Raw genomic sequence first — 19965 nt, 5'->3', positions numbered from 1 at the left:
CTTAATAGTACATATGTACGCTTCGTGCTACCGCCCTGAGCCAGGATACTGGTGATGAAGTACCAGAACTAGAGCCAGACCTGTATCCGGATATGGAACTGGAGCTGGAATCAGGCCTGGGCCTGGGCCTGGACCTGGATCTTTCTGTCCTGGATGTTTCTGCCCAAGATCGGGCCCTGGACCGGGCCCTGGATCGGGCTGTTCTGGAGGATGAAGAGGCAGGAAAACGTGTTAAGTCATCGCTGGAGCCCGCCACTTGGCGATTACTCTGCCCACCGATAGGTTGACTGTATAAATGTCGAGATCCGGGAATAGTCTTGGCTACGGCATTTTTTTGTTCAGTGGTAAGGGCCTCTTGAATGGTATTAACCAATTCAGCACCTAACCTCTTTCTGATAAACTGGCACTTTGGAAACTTCTGGGCATGTAAATCATCGGGCGTTTCATCTCTCTTCCAGTTTTGCAGACAACCACCACATGAAAAACATCGCACCAGCTCCCCATCTTTGAGTGAATAAAAACCGCTGGCAGAAATATCCTGATTAGAGACGGCAGAGGAAAAAACAGACGAACGTCTTACATTTCTCCAGTTAGTATTATTAAATGTCTGCGCCCTGTTTGTGAGATTACTCATCGCTTCGTTAAATGGTCTCTCAGGGGCAGTGTCCGTATCAGATCCACTGCTATCTTCCACATCAAAACTACTAATAGATATATCCCTGTCTGCAATAAGTGGAACTTCCCGGGCAACAGGGATTTCCTCAATATTGTTAACTGATAATAGTAGCCACTTCAGATAATCATTTGAGCGAATATCTTTAGCGATTTGCTCTACGGGCTGCCCATGGTTGACATAAATTTCACCACCAGAGTCCCTTAGCTTTAAAAGAAGTTGATCGTAACTTAACAGCTCTGAAAAATCTTTTGCTATGTGGGTGTCACCCGTCATTACATCTATAAATTTAAAAAGTGTTTCAGTTTCATTTGAAGGTGCGTGGGGTAAATGGGTCTGTGGGGGATTATTGTAATCAACACTATGGTGTCCCAGCATTGCTCTTGCGGATTCATCAACTGCTCCAGTATCCCACTGGTTTGTTGCAGAACCTGGGTTGTAGGTAAAATTACCGTTTCCAATATTATTCATAACGCGACTAAATCCTTACTCATCAATCATTTTCTGAGATGAATATCTGTAATTGCTGAAATTAATTATTAGATGATATTGAATGATTCTAAAAAAACAAATAAAAACTGATGATTCAATCAGGATTGGTTTTTGGTTAATTGCTGTCAATCTGGTTAACTGTTTCAGGTTTATGAGTTTTTTCAATATTCATTATTGCCAGTAGTGTTTTGATAAAGTCCTTCCTCTTGAACTCATAGTCATTAGCATGATGTGTTGTCGCTAACCAGTCGTTAATTCTATGTTCAAAATCCTTACGGCAAGCATGGCTGGTCAATTTTATTTGCAGCATTTCAGTCAGCACAGGCAGGCGATGTTCTTGAAGGTGATTGGCCTGGCCGTCAGGTTGTTTGGGTTGGGCTTCTTGCAGAGCGATAAACTGCCGGGCTTTATTCAGGCTAAGCAGGCAGCGCATAAACAAACCATAAATACGCTCATCAGGGTTTTGAGGAAGATTAAACAGAATGGTTCGTGGCAGGTATTCCGTTCCTTTTTGCAATTGTTCTGTCAGCAAGTCAAGGTTATTAGCGAGGTATTCCAGTGTATCGTTCAGTAATCGGGTTTCTTCAGCAAACGGCAGGCACCATACCGGCCTTTCAACGCCGGGAACGTGCACGGGCAATTGTACGGCCTGTTCATGGGCTGCTCTGGCGTCAATGCTGACCTGAAGTACCATTGCTTTCATCCCCAAATCACCGTCATTACATTGAATATTGTAGGCGTGTGGCAGTTTAATCGCCTGACACCCCCGGATTGGCCAGATAATGATGTTTTTGGGGATTTCAGAATCACTGTCGGTGTTCAGTGCCAGCAGCCTGTCAAAGAGTGTTCTGGCAGAGGCTTCTTGCGTACAGATAATGTCAATATCATTAAATGATGAGCAGAGGTTCTGTAAAAAGCGTGCGTAAGAACCGGTAATCAGCATGGGTGGATTGGTATAAGAATCATTGATTTCCTGAATAATCTCCAGTGTTTTCAGGGTAAGCGCAGTAAACCGCGGAACCTGTTTTTTTTGCAAAAAGCCGGTGTCACCTGTTGTTAACCGCTGTTTCAGGGTTTGACCCACAATGGCACGGTTAGCTGAGTGCTTGTGGCCATCGAACAGTAACTCATCCATTGTACTGGTGTCACAGCAGTATTGTGTGAACCAGCAGCCTAAAGCGTGGCGCAGCTTGCTTGCGGCTGGAAAGCTCTGAAGACACTCCAGGGCCTGATGCTTATGGATCTTCCGTCCATCAATAGACTGTCCCGTGATATAACAGTATGTCAGGAAGAAGAAATGCAGTCGTGAATTCTGAAATGAGCGTCGCAGCGTTGTGATGGATTGCAATACCTGTTCTGCTGATACACTCTGATGATCAATGGGCAGTCCATGCTGCATAGCCATGAACTTCACTATACATTGGAGTCGATGTTGCTCATCGTCTTTGACCATTACATTGTTTAAGATGTGCCAGGCCTCTTGAAGTATACTCCGGGTTTCGCTGGTTTCATCGAACTGCTGAGTTAGTGTCAGCCTTTGAATAAGATACCTGGCTTGCCTTGCAGAATAATCTCCGGGAGCTTCATTAAACGCTGCCAATACTTCCCTGATATCCAGATAGTGGCCATTCAATTCCCTGGCGCTCAATGTCAGCTGAGTATAAAAAATAGCTTTTTCGAGCAACCAGCCACCACGCTCATAATCCTTAACCACGGCCTCCGCTATGACCGGCTGGCCATTCAGTAACATACCCCTGAGACAACAATGTTCTCTAAAGCGCGCCAACTCCAGTGTGGCGTTGGCGGCCTGATAATCGTTAACCACCGCCTCCGGTGTGACCTGCTGGCCATTCAACGGCAGGCCCCTCAGGCAGCATTCCGCTTTAAATCGCCCCAGCGCCAGTGTTGCCCGGGCTGCCTGATAATCGTTAACCACGGCCTCCGGTGTGACCTGCTGACCATTTAACGGCAAGCCTCTCAGACAACATTCCGCTTTGAAGCGGGCTATCCCCATTTTGCGATCCGGACTATCGAGGAAATGCTTAACCACCGCATCCGCTGTTACGTTCTGACCATTTAATGTCAGGCCCCTCAGGCAACATTGTTCCTTGAAGCGCGCTATCCCCAGTTTGCCTTCCGGACTCCCCGGAAAACACCTGACCACCATATCCGCTGTGACCTGCTGGCCATTCAATGTCAGGCCCCTCAGGCAACATTCCGCTTTGAAACGTGCGATCCCCAGTTTGCCTTCCAGACTGCCCGGAAAACACTTGACCACCATATCCGCTGTGACCTGTCGGCCATTCAATGTCAGCCCCCTCAGGCAACATTCCGCTTTGAAACGTGCGACCCCCAGTTTGTCATTGTGACTCTCCAGAAAGTCCTTAATCACCGCCTCCAGTGAGATCTGCTGGCCATTCAACGGCAGGCCTCTCAGGCAACATTCCGCTTTGAAGCGCGTTATTCCCAGTTTGCCTTCCGGACTGTCCGGGAAATCCTTTACCACCGAATCCGGTATGACCTTCTGGCCTTTTAACAGCAGTCCCCTCAGGCAACATTGTTGTTTAAAGCGAGCCAGCTCCAGTCTTGCCCTGGTGGCCTGAAAATCCTTAACGACTGAATCCGGTGAGACCTGCTGGCCATGCAAAATCAGGCCCCTGAGGCAACATTCCGCTTTGAAGCGTGCCAGCTCCAGTGTCGCTTTGGCTGTCTGATAATCTTTCACCACGGCATCCGGTGTGACCTGCTGGTCATTCAACATCAATCCCCTCAGGCAGCATTCTTCTTTGAAACGCGCCAGCTCCAGTTGTGTCCTGGCTCTCTGATACCCCTTAATCACCGAATCCGGCGTGACCTGCTGGCCATTCAACGGCAGGCACTTCAGGCAACAGTCTTCCTTAAAGCGCATTAGCCCGAGTTGCCCCTCCGGACTAACCGGGAAATCCTTCACCACCTCACCCGGTGTCAGCAGCTGGCCATTCAACGCCAGGTTTCTCAGGCAACACTCTGCTTTGAAGAGCGCCAGCTCTAGTGTTGCTCCGACTGCCTGATAATCCCTGATTACCGCTTCCGGTGTGACTTGCCGTTCATTCAAAGCAAGCCCTCTCAGGCAACATTCTTCCTTAAAGCGCGCCAGCTCCAGCGTTGCCCTGACTGCCTGATAACCCCTGATCACTTGCTCCGGTGTGACCCGCTGGCCATGTAATGGCAAAACTCTCAGGCAACATTCCGCTCTGAAACGGGCTATTGCTACCTGGTACTTGTTATGCCGATCTGGCTTCTGGCTAAACTCTTGAATGACCTGATCCGGGGTAACTTTGCGATCGTTGTGTAAAATGTTCTTTAGGCAGAGCTTTTGCAGGAAGAAGCCGCTTCTTATCGTCGAACTTTCATTTCTATAGGCTTTAAGCACGTCAGCCGTGGTGATTTTATGACTTTGTAACTGTTTATTCTGCCAAAAGCTGTCTTCAATCTGTTTGCTTATATCCGGGATGGAGGCTTTACTTTGAGACTGCTGGTTTGAGACTTTTTTGCCGTTAAAGGTGCTTCTGGAACGGTTGGGCGGCCGACGTGAACCGGCTGCCTGGTCAATCCGGCCAGCAGGCTTTGAGTGGGAGGAGGTCGATCTGGTTGCTTTCAGAATGAAACCCTGAACAGCTGGACTTAAAACATCGCCTTTGACCTCAAAATGATTATTAGGTTCTTGAACTGGTGAAATAAGTAGTTGGCCAAATGGAATCGTATATTTCTGGCTAAGTGGGCAGTTGCTATGCAAGGCGCAACGTAGGGAGCATAGCCGTAGCTATGTGACCGGAGTTGCAACGCCGCACGACTGCATGGATGCAGGAGCTAGAGCAACGCAGGAGCAGTTGCCGGGAGTGACTGACAACTTAGTCAGAAATATATGATTTCATTTGGTTAACTACTTATCATCCTGACTGGTTCACTGATAATTCTGACTATACTTTCATGCTCAAATATAACCTTGAGATGAGGTGTTTATGTCCACTGAGCATCAGGCCGTAGTGGTCAAGTTGAACCAGATTCTGGAGCATGAGCTGGCAGGGGTTGTACGATACAGTCACTACAGCTTTATGGTGTTTGGCTATAGCAGGATTCCTATTGTTGGATGGTTTCGTTCAGCAGCAACAGAAACGCTGAATCATGCCTATGAAGCGGGAGAAATGATCACTTATCTCGGTGAGCACCCATCCCTTGGCATCGGTGGGCTTTTGGAAACCTCAAAACATGATATTCACGACATTCTGATGGAATCTCTGGATTTTGAGAAGCAGGGGGTAAAGTACTATTACGATCTATTGGAACTTGCTGAGAAAGATAAACTGGTGGTGGTTGAAGAGTATGCCCGCCGTTTGATTGCAGATGAAGAAACTCATATAGGCGACATAGATAAAATGCTGAGGAAACCAGGCGAGATCGCCAGCGTAGTTTAGATTTTTATGGAACCGGCCTCTCTTTCATTAATCGCAAATCGCAGCCAGGGCTTGAACAGCCTGGCTGTGGGTTCTTCAATGCGTAAGGTGACTCCTCTGGCAAACCCTGCGATGGCTGTGTACCCGCATGATAGCGCTTTGCCTTGTACAGTAACTGCCCACATAGCCATAAATATACGATGCCACGACTTAGCTGATATCAATGGCAAATTGCTTCAAAACAGTCAATTCAATCACCTTCAGTGTATTGATATGGGTCGCCCGGATATAAACAGGAGGTGCTACATTGTTTTCCAATGCTTCTTGCCATCGTGCTGCACACAGGCACCATCGGTCACCGGCCCTGAGCCCGGGAAAGTCCCATTCTTCCCGGGGGGTGATCAGGTCATTGCCCTTGGACAGCGAGTATTGCAGAAATTCATCAGTCATGTGAGCACACACCGTATGCCCCCCTTTGTCATCGGGGTGGGTATGGCAGAAACCGTCACGAAAAAAGCCTGTGACAGGGTCCTTACAGCAGGTTTCCAGTATCAGTCCAAGCACATTTTGTTGTTCGAAGAATGACTCGGCCATTTATTTGACTCCCATATTTTGTTTATCCGACATTATATAAGAGATCAGTTCTACTTTTTTTGCATTGATACCTGAAAAGTGAAGTTATTGAGTCAACATCAATGATCTCTGTCAGGATATTCTCAGAATTTTGAACCTTTCGGTACGAAGCACTGTCGAAGTACCTGCATATTTTATATATGAACAATGGTTGTTTTTCAGTCATGAGTATTGTTCTGGCAGATTCAGGTGTAAGGCTATCCTATAGTGATGCGTTCTGGTTTCAGTATGAAGGGTACCGGGAAGACTCCTGTGTCGTATATTCTGCCATAAGAGCATTTACTGACACTGTTGCCAGAAATGTAGAAGTAGCCAGAGATAACTTTGTTCAACATTTGGATGTCCATCTCGGAGAGCGTATTGCAAAGCGGATAAGTGAATGGCAGGTTTCCATTCCATTAGCGATTCCGGTAAGTCAGGAAATGTTTGATTTTACAGCAGGACCTCACTTGGAAAACTCTCCCAGGGCAGAAGAGTTGTCACAATATTTGAATTCACTTTTAAAGGAAATGACATGCAAAGGTATTACACCAGAGCAATCATTAACTAAAATAAGCAAATTGTATGACCTGGCTCAGGCATTTGCTGATGAAGCTGGTTGTCTGCCTGAAAGTTGGTATCGTTATGGCCCGCAACCCGCTGCCGGATTACCCAGGTTATCTTCTCCCGGCTACCCTCGCAGTGATCCTCGCCATAATCCGGAAGAAGATGTCTGCCTGAGGGAGCAACGCCTTGGTTATGCTGAAATACTGCATCAACAAATTATTAATTCAGTAAAAATTATTTTTAAGCGTATAAGTGATTTGTCATCACCATTTAATCAAACAGATACTGATCGCACAGGAGAAGATGAAATCAGGTGTGTGATGAATTTTAGAGAATACTGGTTAGGTAATAAAAAACTGTGTGAACAATTAATGAAAAGTCGGCGTCAGGATATTAGAGCGGGAATAGAGTCTCTGGATTTTAACAAGCGAATGTTTTCCATGGTGTAAAAAAGCAACAGTGATGTTCCAAAGACTGCTTTTTTACAGAACTAGAGGAACTCTTTTTGATAAAAAAGTTGGGTCAGGTATTGCCGGTTATAAACTCACCTTCGTCATCACTCTGACATTCTGATTACTCTATGTATTATCACTATGAATTCATTACCCAATGCAGCATACTCATTATCAACAGTATCGTTCAAGAACCCTGAGAGTTGCCCGGTGCAACCAGGCAAACATTCAAAAACTGAAACTCACCACTCCCCGGGCAGCAGAGAGCAGATAAGGCAGGAATTGCTGGAAGCTGTGAAGGCTGGTACGTTTGGTGCCCGGCAGATAAAGATGTCTCCTGAGAGTTCATTTCATACAAGATTCAATAAAGAGTTCGCTTATCTGGATCATAACGATGAATTACCAAAAGCGCCAAGACCTGTCATCCTGATTATGGAAGACGTGCCCTCGATACTAAGACCGGAACATGTCACCGTAGGCATTATAAATCCCGGTACGCTCGCTGCGTATAAAAAAAATGCCGAAACATGCGCCCTGGATGATAATGCTCTAAAGCCAGATGAGCTGCGTGTTAAATGCCTGCCTGATCACAGATCACTGAAAAGGAAATTGGAAGAGCAAGCTAACTCCAGCGATCAGAAATATCAGAAAACGACATCAGGACATCTGAAAAAGAATGGCACATTCAAACCGCCTGAATTCAGGGAAAAAAATTGTGAAAAGTTAAAGCGCCATTCAGAATGGTTAACCACCGGTTATATAAAGTCACAAATCAAATGCTTTTTATCTGTAAAAGAGGACATTGACAAAAGTATTACCGACCATCTACAGGATAAGCACCAATTAGAAGAGGTTTTTGGCATTGAGTCATTGCCCTGGATGGTTTATTCCCAGCAAAGTGGTTCTGCTGAGGTTTATTTTGAGGATGAGTTCAGTGGTCATCTGTTAGCGCATAATGAAGCCAGGCTCAGCGATTTTGCGTTTTCCCATAATATTTCTGAAGAGACCTTCAAGCGGGTATTGAATTTTCTGCCAATGCCATTAAAAGCAAAAACCCTGAATCAACATCGACTACCAACGATACAGCATCCATTTCAGGACATTATAAAACTGGTAGCGGACCCGGACTTCAGTCATCAACACTTAAGGGAATTAATAGAGCGGATATGGAAATTAATAGACCAGGATGTCCCTGTTCAAAGAAAGTTTCTTTACCAGGGAGAATCCCAGACAATACTTGATTTGTTAATCATATCAGTTACAAAGTTATGGCGTAATACCGATGTTAGCAGTTCAACGGAAAATGATAATAAAGGTGCGAGAGGAATAACTAATGAGGAAGATATAATTTTCCAATTATCTACTGAACTGACCAGACGGGGAGTGCCCGTTATTGAGAAAAACGGTAGAGTACTATTGAGGGAATTTCGCTCAATAAAAATGTGCCGGTATCTGAAGGCATTGGGATTATCTTGCAAGGATATTGAATTTTGGGATTTAATGATTCATCCTTCCTTATTTCATAATCCGGCTGTTATGCTGGAGTTTCATCAACGCTGCCAGAGACACAATGCAGCACAACTACAGGAAGCGTTTAGCTTCATCCTTCAAAAACCTTTTTTTGGATATTTTCCCTATAAAAGATTAAAGAATTATTTATTAGCACTGTTTCATTTTTGTGAACCCAATGAGCAAATATTTAACTTGCTGAGAGACACAATAGCAGACACCATTGCCGAAGGCATTGAAAGATCTCTGGGAACGCTTTGCGCAGATGATTATATTCATTGGGTTAAAAAACTCTGGGAACGTCGAGATCAAGAGCCCTTTTATCAGCAGTGGCCAGAAAATATCAAAAAAGGGGAACTGGAAATCGTCGAACTGCAAAAGTCCCTCGGCCTTACCGGCTGTCAGTCTCCCCAAACTGCATCCCTGACGCAACCAACGGAGTTGCAGTTTATCGTTGACGCCTTCAGCCAACCACCGGTTCTGCCCAATGCCAGGGATAACGAAGAGACCATTCTGAGAATATTTCAGCACTATTACCGACGGCCCGGTCCAGAGCGAGTCATCAAATGCCTTGGCAGTGACACACTGCCCTGGGTATGGAAGCCGGATCACAACTGCTGCCATGTATTGCGGGCCCGGAACAATCTGTTGTGGTATATCGAGCTGCTGGAGAAATTCCATCAGATGCATTTCTCTGAAACTGAAAAGAACCTGCTGTCGCTGGCGATTATCTATCATGACGCCGCAGCGGAAGATGTCCCCAAGCGAGATGAAGAAGCCAGGGCGGCTGACTATTTCAAACGGGATCTGAAGGGGCAGTATCCACAACAGTATCTGGAGGAGATTGGCGAGGCACTGTCCCGTAAGGAAGATGACGTACATGGCAAGAGCGACCAGGGGCTGTCGTCATCGGTTCGGCGTTATCTGCATGTACTGCGCTTTGCTGACCGCATGGATTTTATCCGATGCACCGGGATTGATGCCTCGTTCCCGGGATCCTTCAAAGACCGTCAGCAGCCTGGCCAATTTGACGCCTCGCTTTTGGATCTGCCGTCGCAGGTAACCAGAGATTTCACCAATGATCCTGCCCTGAAACCGGACTTTCAACGGCAACTGGAAGCCGCCATGCACGGTGCCGCTGATCTGCTACAGGTAACTGGCAACAAGCGTGAAGACTGTCGGCCGGATTCCTATGTCCAGACTTACCAGCTTGAACCTGATGAAGCAACGATCACCGAGAAATTTGAACTGACGCCCTTGCCACTAAAGAACATGGAAAAATATCTGGACGATAATGTCCGGCGCTATATTGCCAGCCGTGCAGGCATTCACACCTGTACAAGCTCTGACCATAAAGATTGCAAAACTAACCGCCGAAGGGGGATTACCCGTGGCATCCACAATAGCTTCCATGATCTCAGGCAAGTCAGAGTGCCAACAGGGATGACCCGTCTGGAAAAGATGCAGTGTCGCCAGGGTTTCAGTTTATTAAGTATGGAAACACAAGGTGCCATCGCTCAAGAGGTGCAACGACTGCAATTGAAGGGGATACTTATGAGCCTCGGCACATTAACCCAGGAAACCCTGAAATCACGTCGGGCAAAAAGAGTGCTTGCGCAAAGAGGATTTGCCGTGGTCAGTCGGAAGCGCTTCAGGGGATACAATGACAAAGGGGGGATAAAAATGCAGAAAATGCTGGTACCTCTGCGGATTCGTCCAAACCATGAGACTGCTGTTTAGCCGACACTGGGCCTAAATAATAGCGTGTCGTGTTCATGGGAAAAATTTTTTCTTCATCAGTTCGTTTTTCAAAAAATAAGGCAAATCCAAAGAAGATATTGTTCGTTTATCAAGCACATCATCCAGACGCCTCTTGCACAAACTTTCCAGACTGAGAGGGGTTTCCTGGGGGTTGTAGCCAAATTTCTGGGTGATTGTATGGATAACATCCGGTGTCTGGCTTCTTTCAGGACAGGCACCGTAGTAGAGCAGTTCAAAAGCAATTTTCCAGTACCCTCTCTGGTTGGCCCAGAACAGAGGAGTACCATCTCCAACTCCATGACTATGAACATCCGCCTTATGCCGCAACAACAACAGCACCAACCGGTAATTTCCTGCAAGAGCCGCCCTCGTCAAAGGAGTGAAATAACCAGAGGAACGACCATGTACATCCGCCTGATGCTGCAACAGTAACTGCACCACTTTGTCATGTCCCGCAAAAGCTGCCCTGGTTAAAGGAGTACCCTGGGCAGAGGAATGACTATTAGCATCCGCCTGATGCTGCAACAATAGCTGCACTACCTTGTCATGTCCTGCATCCGCCGCCTGCGTCAAAGGAGTACGATCGCCAGAGGAGTGACTATGAACATCCGCCTTATATTGCAACAATAACTGCACCACCTTGTCATGTCCTTCCTTCGCCGCCCGCGTCAAAGGGGCGTCATTACCCCGGACACGACTATGAACGTCCGCCTGATGCTGCAACAATAACTGCACGACCTGGTCATGCCCCGCCGACGCCGCCAGCGTTAAGGGCGTAAGTTCCCCGCAGGTATGGCTGTGAACATCGGCACCGGATTGCAACAGCAGTTTAACAAGTTCAATTCGTCCCAAATCAGCCGCTATAGCCAGCGGGCTGAGGGTAAAGCCACTACTTGAGGTATTGCAATCAGGATCAGCACCGGATTGCAACAGAAGTTTCGTTAACTCAATATATCCCCGATTAATTGCTCCTCTCAGTGGTGAATAGATACTTAATCTACTGCCGTTTACATTATCCGCATTATACTTCAACAGTAATTTTACGGTTTCGATGTCACCATTATTAACAGCTATTCTAAGCAGACCACTCTCGTTTGCCGGGCCTTGCCACTGTGCGCCATGTTCCAGCAACAGCTCCACCACCTCGACATGGCTATGATAGACAGCTTCGCTCAGGGCACCTGATCTGTAATAGCCGCCGTAAAAGCAGTTAACGTTGGCTCCATGACTCAACAGTAGTCGGGCAATCTCAATATCTCCCTTACTTGCTGCCCTGCACAGTGGCGACCACCATACAGAATCATTACTATCAACATCAGCGTCGGCTCCCATAGTCAGCAATAGTCGTACGCTCTCGATATGACCATTCTTGGTGGCCTGGCTCAGAGGCGTCGCACCTCTGCGGGCAAAGCTGTTAATATCCGCTCCATGGGCCAGCAACAGGCTTATCGCCTTGACCTGCCCCATTCTGGCAGCCTGGGTCAGGGGGGTCCGCCAGCCAGTGCTATTGCCGTTAATATCCGCCTGATAATCAAGCAACAGCTGTATAAGTTCAATGTTACCCCGGGCAGCAGCCGTGGCCAGTGGCGTCATGCCTTTGGCATCCCAGTGGTTAACACCTGCCCCAGACTTCAGCAGTAAGCTCGCAATATCAACTGAGCCATGCATGACGGCCCGGGTTAATGGGGTAAACCCCTCTCTGCCGGGGAATCTGCGGGCTTTACGCTGCTTCCGCAAGCCTTCGTTGCGGCCATCAACCTCGGTGCCATTTTGCAGCAGCCATGCCACCATCTTGATATCCCCGCACTCAACTGCGCAATTCAGCGGGACCCTGCTGTTAGCGCCGGTGCAGTGTACGACTGCATCATTGCTGTCGTCGGTTCCTGCAGCCAGGCCGTCCGTCTTGATTGCGGTTTGCACGTTCACAGAGCGATTGTGACCATGGGGGGGAAGCCCGGTGCTGCCGAATGAGCCCGAGTCGTCGGGGCCAGAGCTACGGGGAATCTGGTTGACATATATGGGTGAATCAGTGTCGTCTATATTATCCGAAGTTCCTGAGGTTCCAGCACCGGCTTGTAGCAAGGCTGGGTAACCACCGGCATTAAGTGGTTGCATGGTAACTTGTCATCTGTCCTGATAGGTGTCAGGTTGCTTAGAACAATCACCATGGAAATAAGTTCCGGCTTGTGCCCGAAGTCAGTGGTTTTTGCCCTGATGTGTCAGAAAATAGGATTTCATTTAGTCACCTACTTATTATTGGACATCGACCTGCTGATGAAGGACAGACTCATTTGGATTCGGCTTATGATTAACGATTAGCTGAGAAATTTCCGAATCATTTTGCTTTTTAGCCAGATTGATAACTTCACTATCAATTTTGATGTCAGGGTGTAAAAGTAAACACCTGATACAATCTGGTACGCCTGCAATTACTGCCAGCATCAAAGCCGTATAGCCATCGTTTTTTTGTGCATTGATCGACTTCTCACCCTGTTCAATCAACACCTGAACGCAGTTGACATCACCGTTTCTTGCTGACGACATTAATGGTGTCCAGCCATCCTCTTCAGGCAGGTCTGATTTAATTCCCGGGTGTTTCAGAAGCACCTTCAGACAGTCCAATCGCCCATTACTTGCTGCGTATAATATTGCCGTCCGACCTGTATTCGATTGCGCATTCGGGTCGATTCCCTCCTGTGTCAGAAGCTCTTCCAGACACTTCGTTTGCCCTTTTTCTGCAGCATGCATCAGTACAGTTTTGCCTTTATTATCCCTCTCGTCCACCTTAAGGACTTTCATTGCCAGAATTGCTTTGAGGCAATCAATCTGGCCATTTTTTACGGCCACCATCGCCAGTGTTAACCCTTTTGTATTACGAACATGGATCAATGCTTCGGCAAAATTCAGCAGTTCAGTCAGTAATGTCAAATTACCACTGCTTGTTGCATTCAGGATCTGTTGAAATTTTTGCCATGGTTGATGCTCTGTTAAATTATTGGCCTCCGCAATCTGCCATGCGGTTTTACCGTAAAAATTTTTTGTATTGATGTCTATATTGGGTTGTTTGAGTAATAACGTGGCACAACGTTCATCCTTTCCTTCTGCCGCCAGCATCAAAGCCGTAAAGAATCCCTTTTGTCGTGCATTGATCGACGAAGAATCGTGCAGAAGCAACGCCTCAACACAGTCCCCATGACCAGATTTTGCTGCCAGCATTAATGCCGTCCAGCCAAGATTGTCCGTCAGGTTTGCGTCAATTCCATGTTTTTTCAGAAGCTCCAACATACAGTCCGTATTACCATTTCTTGCTGCGTACATTAATGCGGTACAACTGACAATGTCCCGTGCATTCGGTTTGATGTTTTTATGTGTCAAAAGTAATATCAGGCTGCTCGTATGCCCGTTTTGTGCAGCCAGCATGAGTGCAGTAGGACCCCAGTTGGCATGACAATTCACATCAATACTCTCGTGTGCCAGAAGTAGTTTCAGGGACTTCACGTGCCCATTGTTTGCAGCCATGATGAGAGCCGTCTCGTTGTTATTGTTCCGCTTGTTAACGTCAATTCCTTCCTGTTCCAGAAGTAGTTCCAGGCACTTCGTTTGCCCATTTGCCGCAGCATGCATGAGTGCAGTTTTGCCGTTATTATCTGCCTCGTTCACGTCAATGATTTTCTTTTCCAGAATTGCTTTCAGGCAATAAATATTGCCATATTTTGCGGCCAGTATTGCCAGCGTTCCCCCCAATCCATTACGCAGATGAATCCATGCAGTGTTATCTTTTTTATTGGTTGTATTGATGCCGCTATCGGAGTTCTGGAATAAAAACGAGACGCAGCGTTCATTCCCTCCAATTACCGCCAGCATCAACGCTGTATAGCCTCCCTTGTTTTGTTTATTGATCGACGACGCAACATGGTCAAACAATTCCTCTACGCAGTCCCCATGACCGTTTCTCGCTGCTGTCATTAATGGCGTCCAGCGATTCTTGTTACGCAGGCCTACATTAATTTTTTGCTGTGTCAGAAGTGCTGTCAGGCACTCCAATCGCCCATTTGATGCAGCCAGAAGAAGTGCGGTATCGCCATTCTTGTCCTGCAAGTTCACTTTAATTCCTTTCTTTGTCAGAAGTAGTTTCAGGTGCTCTGTTTTTCCATATTTTGCAGCTATCATTAACAGCGTTAGACCTTTTTTATTTTTTGAGTTGAAGTCAATAACTGGGTGTTTACAGAGTATTTTAAATTTTTCTGAGTCAGACTGTACCGCTGAAAACAAGAGTTTCTTGAATTCAGTTTCAATAAACCTGGTTGAACTCTTGTGTAAACCATGCTTTAGTAAAAAGTTAATGATGCCAGCCTGTTTCAGTTTAAATGCCCGGTGTAATAAATCGGTGAAGAAAGTATTGGCATGCTTTTTAAGAGGTCCCACAGGCAGGTGCGGTAAAAAGCCGGTTGACCCTGCTGCATCATCGTTCAGGGTATTAATAATTTTTTCTAACATAATCTCCTTTATTTGAGGGTCAGATTTAACCATTTCGTTCCATTTTTCCGATGCGGTTTTATCAAGGAAAAACTCAAAAAAGTCACTTGGTTTATTGGAGTTGTGCAAAGCATATTGAAAAAGATTGAAACGTGCTTCATTGGGTAATTTATCAAAATCAACTGTTTTTAAATGACTCAGAGTCAATGTTTGATGGTTATCCCAATCCAGGCTGCAGTTGGCATTCTGCATGAGAGGAGTCTCTGATTTAAAGACCCAAAAATAAAGATTATCCTTCGAGCCAATGTAGGAAGGTGGTGCTTCATCTTTATCTTTATCTTTATCTTTCTTCGATAAAAACCGGGAAGAAGCTTCGTCATTTTTCTTGCCAATCATAGTGAGTACGTTTGCGATAGGAGTATGATTCAAATAATTATCGATTAACCATACCTGAAATCGCTCCCGACTCTTTGAAAATTCATAGCTCCCATCATCGCAGGGTTTGATGATTGTCCATAGGCTAAGCCTGTTTTTATCACTGGTTTTGAACCGAAGATTTATTGGGGTTATAAAATCCTCATTAATTCCACCAGTGATTTCATCCTTCAATTCTGAGTTGAGAACAGGGCGGGTTAGCCAGTCTTCTTTATTTCGCTTTTTTAAAGAGGATAATAAGTCCTGGTAAAACACATCTGTCAGTTTATTGAGTATTTTGAACTCTGGCATCAGGGATGGCAGGATAAGTTCAAGTCGATCAATAATTTCTCTCTTATCATTGAGATTGACATTGTGACCAAAATCTTTAAGGGGTTCCAAATCAAACTGTTCACAGACTAAATTGTAAAGTACACTGTGCGTGTGTACTTCATTCCCTAATCCAAATACATCCTTATCACTGGCACGCTCTTTTATCAGAAATAATTTAACCCCATAATCCAGGAGCCCGTGTCGAATCTGCAACAGTACCTTTTGTGGGTCGCGGGAGTTCTCGATGCTGGTAAATCCACTTTGAAGGCGGGTACCATTGCCCCCAAGACAATTGTCTATCCCTGAAAGAATCTCATAAAATAAAGTGCAAAAACTATCTCTATTGAAAGATAATTTATCAGCATCATCAGGATTTTTTGCTTCCAGCTCAAGAAACCGTTCAGTTCGATGAATGATATTGTGGAGATAATAACGAGTATCCTTGAATGTTATCAGGCTGTTGGGTTTTTTATCATCGTTTATCAGGTCATCTGAAATCTTTGTGTGAAAGGTATCAATTTGATCATCAAATTCATTGCTGATTAAACGCTGTGTCAAAGACTTCAGCTTGCTAATGTCAGTCAGAAACTGAGTTTTCATTTTGATGTAGTTGTCAGGTAGATCCATTTTAATTTCTGACAGCGTTCTGAATTTACCATCAGGGAAAGCAATGTAATCAGTTGTTTTCTCATCCAGGTTTTCAGTACTTTCTGACAATAATGGCCTCTGGAATAAAATAGGGTGATGCTTTGATATCATTTATTGTTTCCTATTGATTATTTAATGTGACTATTCAGTCCTGGCAAAGTGTAAATGTATCTTATCAATAAGTCATGCTTGTTATGAAGCAGAATCTTGACATATTGGCGTGATTCAGATGCACTGATTATGAACCATATTCAAGATGTACAGGTTTTTGAGGATATAAAAATTTGAGCCAAACAGGCCTGCCCGAGAGTGACTGTCATTCCTATTTGGCCTCCATGCTGATTTTCCAGATCTATGGCCAGTTCAGTCACCGGGTGGGCAAGACTGTATGAGCAGAAACTGACTAAGGTCTGCGCTACGAGTGAGGAGAAAATCCAGCGCTTGATAATGGAAACGTGCATTGGAAAATAAGTAGGCACCATAAAAGGGGGCTGAATGCTATCATCGAAAAATGATTTTATGCCATCTTTTCAGCTATCTATAACGGATGTCTCACGGTATGTATTCAGATAAAGTCGTTATTGTCACAGGTGCCAGTCAGGGTATTGGCAACGCCCTTGCCAGGGCATACAGGGAGCAGGGGGCTACTGTGGTTGGCTTCGACCTGCATCAACCGGCAACGGGAGATATGGATTTCTACAGCGTTGACCTGGGAAAACCGGAGATGATTGAAGCAGCCTTTGACAGCATTGCTCGCCAATATGGTACTGCACATATCCTGATTAATAATGGTGCCATAAGCCAGTTTAATAAGCCGGTGGCTGAGCTTACTGCTACCGAGTTCTCCAGGGTGATTGATGTTAATCTGAGCGGCAGCTTTAACTGTGCCAGAGAGTTTATCAGGCACCATAGCAATAATAAGTACGGTCGTATTATCAATATTGCGTCTACCCGCTGGCACCAGAATGAACCCGGCTGGGAGGCCTATGGCGCGTCTAAAGGCGGCCTGGTGTCATTGACCAATACGCTGGCCATATCACTGGCACAAACGCCGATTACCGTGAATGCCATCAGCCCTGGCTGGATTCAAACTGAAGATTATGATCAGCTGACCTTGCAGGATCACCGCCAGCATCCATCGGGGAGAGTGGGGAAGCCACGGGATATTGTAAACACCTGTCTGTTTCTGACCCATGAAGAGAATGACTTTATCAACGGTGCCAATATCGTGGTTGATGGTGGTATGACAAAGAAAATGATCTATCTGTAATGGCCAAAGCAGGGGTTCAAGTTTGTGCCAGGAGAGCCTGCCAGACAGGCTCCCCCTAAACATCAAGACTGACTGTTGATGATTCTGGCAATATCGGCAGCAGGGCGATAGCCCGGAATAACCTGACCGTTTTCCAGCACCATGGCCGGAGTGCCGTTAATGCCCATCTGGACACCCAGGTTGTAGTGGTTATCAATGACAGCACTGCACGCTGCCTTATCACCTTGAATTTCTGCACTGATGGACTTGCCGGTTTTCAGGTCGGTTAATGCCTGTTTACGGTCTGCTGAACACCAAGCATTGGTCATCTTGCCATGCACTGGCGATTGCTGGCCACCCCGTGGGAAAGCAAGATAGCGCAGTTCAATACCCAGCGCATTCAGCTGGTCGACTTCCCGGTGCAGTTTGCGGCAGTAACCACAGTCGACATCCGTGAAGGCATAAACAACACCTTTGGTTTCACCTGTTGGTGCAAAAATCACCATATCTTCCTGGTTCAGGGATTTCAGCAGCCTGGCGTTTTGCTGGCTTTTCACTTCTTCCGTCAGGTTAACCAGCTGGTTACCGCGAACTTCCAACAGATCGCCTTTGATAAAATACTGCCCGTTTTCGCTGCTGTAGATCACAAAGCCACCTTTGAGCATCACTTTGTAGATGCCGGGCATCGGGCTTTTGGTAATTGACTCAATGGGAATGGTGGCATCAAGTTTTTTCAGCTGACGTTCAATCAGGGTCTCGGGGCCCTGAACGGCACTGTCCTTGCCGGAAGCCTCTGCATGGACGGCCACAGACCAGCCAGCGCTTGTGGTCATCATGATGGCCGTTAACAGAAGCGCAGAGAATTTAGACATACTGATTCCTTAATAGATCCATATAAGATAAGCCCGGACATCACAGGGGCTATCGGCAAGCCGTTCCAGCATTGGAGAGAAGCGCTGGATAAAACAGGGTAGTCTAGCGTTATTTCTTCCTGTTGTATCGCTTGGACACTGTTATCGGGTGGAGAGTTCTAAAAAATAGTGAACAGACGGTCAGATTACCCCCTGGGATGGTGCTCACGGTGCAGTTCTGACAGCCTGTGGTTGGCAATATGGGTATAGATCTGGGTGGTGGACAGATCGCTATGGCCAAGCAGCAGCTGGACCACTCGAAGATCTGCACCATGGTTTAGAAGGTGGGTGGCAAAAGCATGTCGAAGGACATGGGGAGAAACGTCGGTAGTGATGCCAGCAATCGTATTGTAGTGCTTGATCCGATGCCAGAAGGTCTGCCGGGTCATCGGGCGTCCCTGACGACCCGGAAACAGGGTTCGGCTGTCATACTGGTTCAGCAGATCACCCCTTGCCTGTCGTATATATTGCTGCAGCCATTCAATGGCATTCTGGCCCATGGGGACCAGCCGTTCCTTCCGGCCTTTACCGATAATGCGGAGCACTCCCTGTCTGAAATTAATATTGTCCAACTTCAGGTTGACCAGTTCTGAGATTCTCAGGCCGCAGGCATAGAGGATCTCAAGCATGGCACGATCACGAAGACCAATGGCGGTATCGGTATCCGGGCTGCTAAGCAATGACTCTACCTCTTCTTCTGACAATGTTTTTGGCAATGCCTTGCCCTGGTGGGGCATGTCAATATTGGCCGTAATGTCAGTGGTGATCTGTTCAGATTGCAGCAGGTAACGGTAGAAGGCTCTCAGGCTGGAGATTTGCCGGGCAGTTGATCGTGGGTGATAACCCTGCTCATAACGCCAGCCCAGAAACCGGCGAAGGTCCTCCTCGCTGGCTGAGAGTAATAGCTTACCGAGGTTTTGCGTGTGCTCCTGCAGCCACTCAGAGAAGAGCAGCAGGTCCCGTTGGTAAGCTTCACGGGTATTTTTGCTGAGCCCTCGTTCAAGCCAGAGGTGTTGTAAGAATGCCTGTATTTCCAGAGAAGCGGGGGTTGGCATGGCAATCAATAGATCCAATATTGCACAATAGTGTAGATAATATCAGTTCTCTTTGCATAGGGCCTCCCGGGAGTTTTGCATTGCTGTCATAATCAGTTAATCAAATAAAAACGTATTGCCTGACCAGATGACCGGTCACTCCCGGCAACTGATCCTGCATCCATATAGTCGTGCGGCGTTTTAACGCTTGTCTTATTTTTCCTGTTTTATATTATGATTTTTCTTCCATACTTTTTTGATCCTTCTTCCTTTATGTTTATATTCAGCGATGCCTCAAAATCTTCTGACTGCTGGTGATAAGTAGCTAACCATATGAAATCATATATTTCTGACTCCTTATTCAGGCACTCTGCTTCGTTACAACTCCGGTCACATAGCTA

General features: G+C 46.3%; 12 protein-coding genes. 5 read left to right on the top strand and 7 right to left on the bottom strand.

Translation table 11 applies throughout. From position 1 onward, the window contains the following. Positions 1 to 92: 92 nt before the first annotated feature. Positions 93 to 287, top strand: coding sequence for a hypothetical protein (locus tag CX664_RS27615; protein WP_244910710.1), 195 nt, complete (start codon positions 93 to 95; stop codon positions 285 to 287). A gap of 993 nt (positions 288 to 1280) precedes the next feature. Here CX664_RS27615 and CX664_RS21810 read toward each other — a convergent pair. Further along, positions 1281 to 4577 carry a hypothetical protein gene (locus tag CX664_RS21810; RefSeq protein WP_146000212.1) on the bottom strand — a complete coding sequence of 1099 codons (3297 nt, stop codon included), beginning with the start codon at positions 4575 to 4577 and terminating at the stop codon, positions 1281 to 1283. Between the two features lie 589 nt (positions 4578 to 5166). Between CX664_RS21810 and CX664_RS21805 the strand changes: the two genes are divergently transcribed. Continuing rightward, complete coding sequence (locus CX664_RS21805) at positions 5167 to 5619, top strand: ferritin-like domain-containing protein (RefSeq protein WP_101748767.1); 453 nt, start codon at positions 5167 to 5169, stop codon at positions 5617 to 5619. On the opposite strand, the gene CX664_RS26645 is transcribed toward CX664_RS21805, so the two are convergent. Both CX664_RS26645 and CX664_RS21800 read right to left on the bottom strand, forming a co-directional pair. Further along, positions 5616 to 5789: a hypothetical protein gene (locus tag CX664_RS26645; RefSeq protein WP_180966583.1), complete on the bottom strand. Its 174-nt coding sequence runs from the start codon at positions 5787 to 5789 to the stop codon at positions 5616 to 5618. The genes CX664_RS21805 and CX664_RS26645 overlap by 4 nt on opposite strands. Before the next feature lie 19 nt (positions 5790 to 5808). Then, positions 5809 to 6192 carry a DUF2237 family protein gene (locus CX664_RS21800; RefSeq protein ID WP_101748766.1) on the bottom strand — a complete coding sequence of 128 codons (384 nt, stop codon included), beginning with the start codon at positions 6190 to 6192 and terminating at the stop codon, positions 5809 to 5811. A gap of 203 nt (positions 6193 to 6395) precedes the next feature. Here CX664_RS21800 and CX664_RS21795 point away from each other — a divergent pair, with 203 nt between their 5' ends. Both CX664_RS21795 and CX664_RS21790 read left to right on the top strand, forming a co-directional pair. Continuing rightward, the gene (locus tag CX664_RS21795; protein ID WP_163369495.1) at positions 6396 to 7226 is read left to right on the top strand and encodes a hypothetical protein; all 831 of its coding nucleotides are present in this window, start codon (positions 6396 to 6398) and stop codon (positions 7224 to 7226) included. Positions 7227 to 7370: 144 nt separating this feature from the next. After that, on the top strand, positions 7371 to 10478 hold the full coding sequence (locus tag CX664_RS21790) for a hypothetical protein (protein WP_146000211.1): 3108 nt from the start codon (positions 7371 to 7373) through the stop codon (positions 10476 to 10478). Between the two features lie 33 nt (positions 10479 to 10511). Here CX664_RS21790 and CX664_RS21785 read toward each other — a convergent pair whose 3' ends face one another. Together CX664_RS21785 and CX664_RS21780 are read right to left on the bottom strand one after the other, a co-directional pair. Continuing rightward, positions 10512 to 12614: an ankyrin repeat domain-containing protein gene (locus CX664_RS21785; protein WP_101748763.1), complete on the bottom strand. Its 2103-nt coding sequence runs from the start codon at positions 12612 to 12614 to the stop codon at positions 10512 to 10514. Between the two features lie 138 nt (positions 12615 to 12752). Then, on the bottom strand, positions 12753 to 16439 hold the full coding sequence (locus tag CX664_RS21780; RefSeq protein ID WP_180966582.1) for an ankyrin repeat domain-containing protein: 3687 nt from the start codon (positions 16437 to 16439) through the stop codon (positions 12753 to 12755). 490 nt (positions 16440 to 16929) lie between these two features. Between CX664_RS21780 and CX664_RS21770 the strand changes: the two genes are divergently transcribed. Continuing rightward, positions 16930 to 17640: an SDR family NAD(P)-dependent oxidoreductase gene (locus CX664_RS21770; RefSeq protein ID WP_101748760.1), complete on the top strand. Its 711-nt coding sequence runs from the start codon at positions 16930 to 16932 to the stop codon at positions 17638 to 17640. A 62-nt stretch (positions 17641 to 17702) separates the two neighbouring features. Here CX664_RS21770 and CX664_RS21765 read toward each other — a convergent pair whose 3' ends face one another. Beyond that, entirely contained in the window at positions 17703 to 18491 is a 789-nt protein-coding gene (locus CX664_RS21765) for a thioredoxin fold domain-containing protein (protein WP_101748759.1), read from the bottom strand. Positions 18492 to 18676: 185 nt separating this feature from the next. Beyond that, entirely contained in the window at positions 18677 to 19603 is a 927-nt protein-coding gene (gene xerD, locus CX664_RS21760) for a site-specific tyrosine recombinase XerD (protein WP_244910709.1), read from the bottom strand. Positions 19604 to 19965 lie beyond the last annotated feature (362 nt).

This window comes from Endozoicomonas acroporae, from assembly GCF_002864045.1.
GTDB classification, from domain to species: domain Bacteria; phylum Pseudomonadota; class Gammaproteobacteria; order Pseudomonadales; family Endozoicomonadaceae; genus Endozoicomonas; species Endozoicomonas acroporae.
This window is presented reverse-complemented; position numbering and strand designations above follow the sequence as displayed.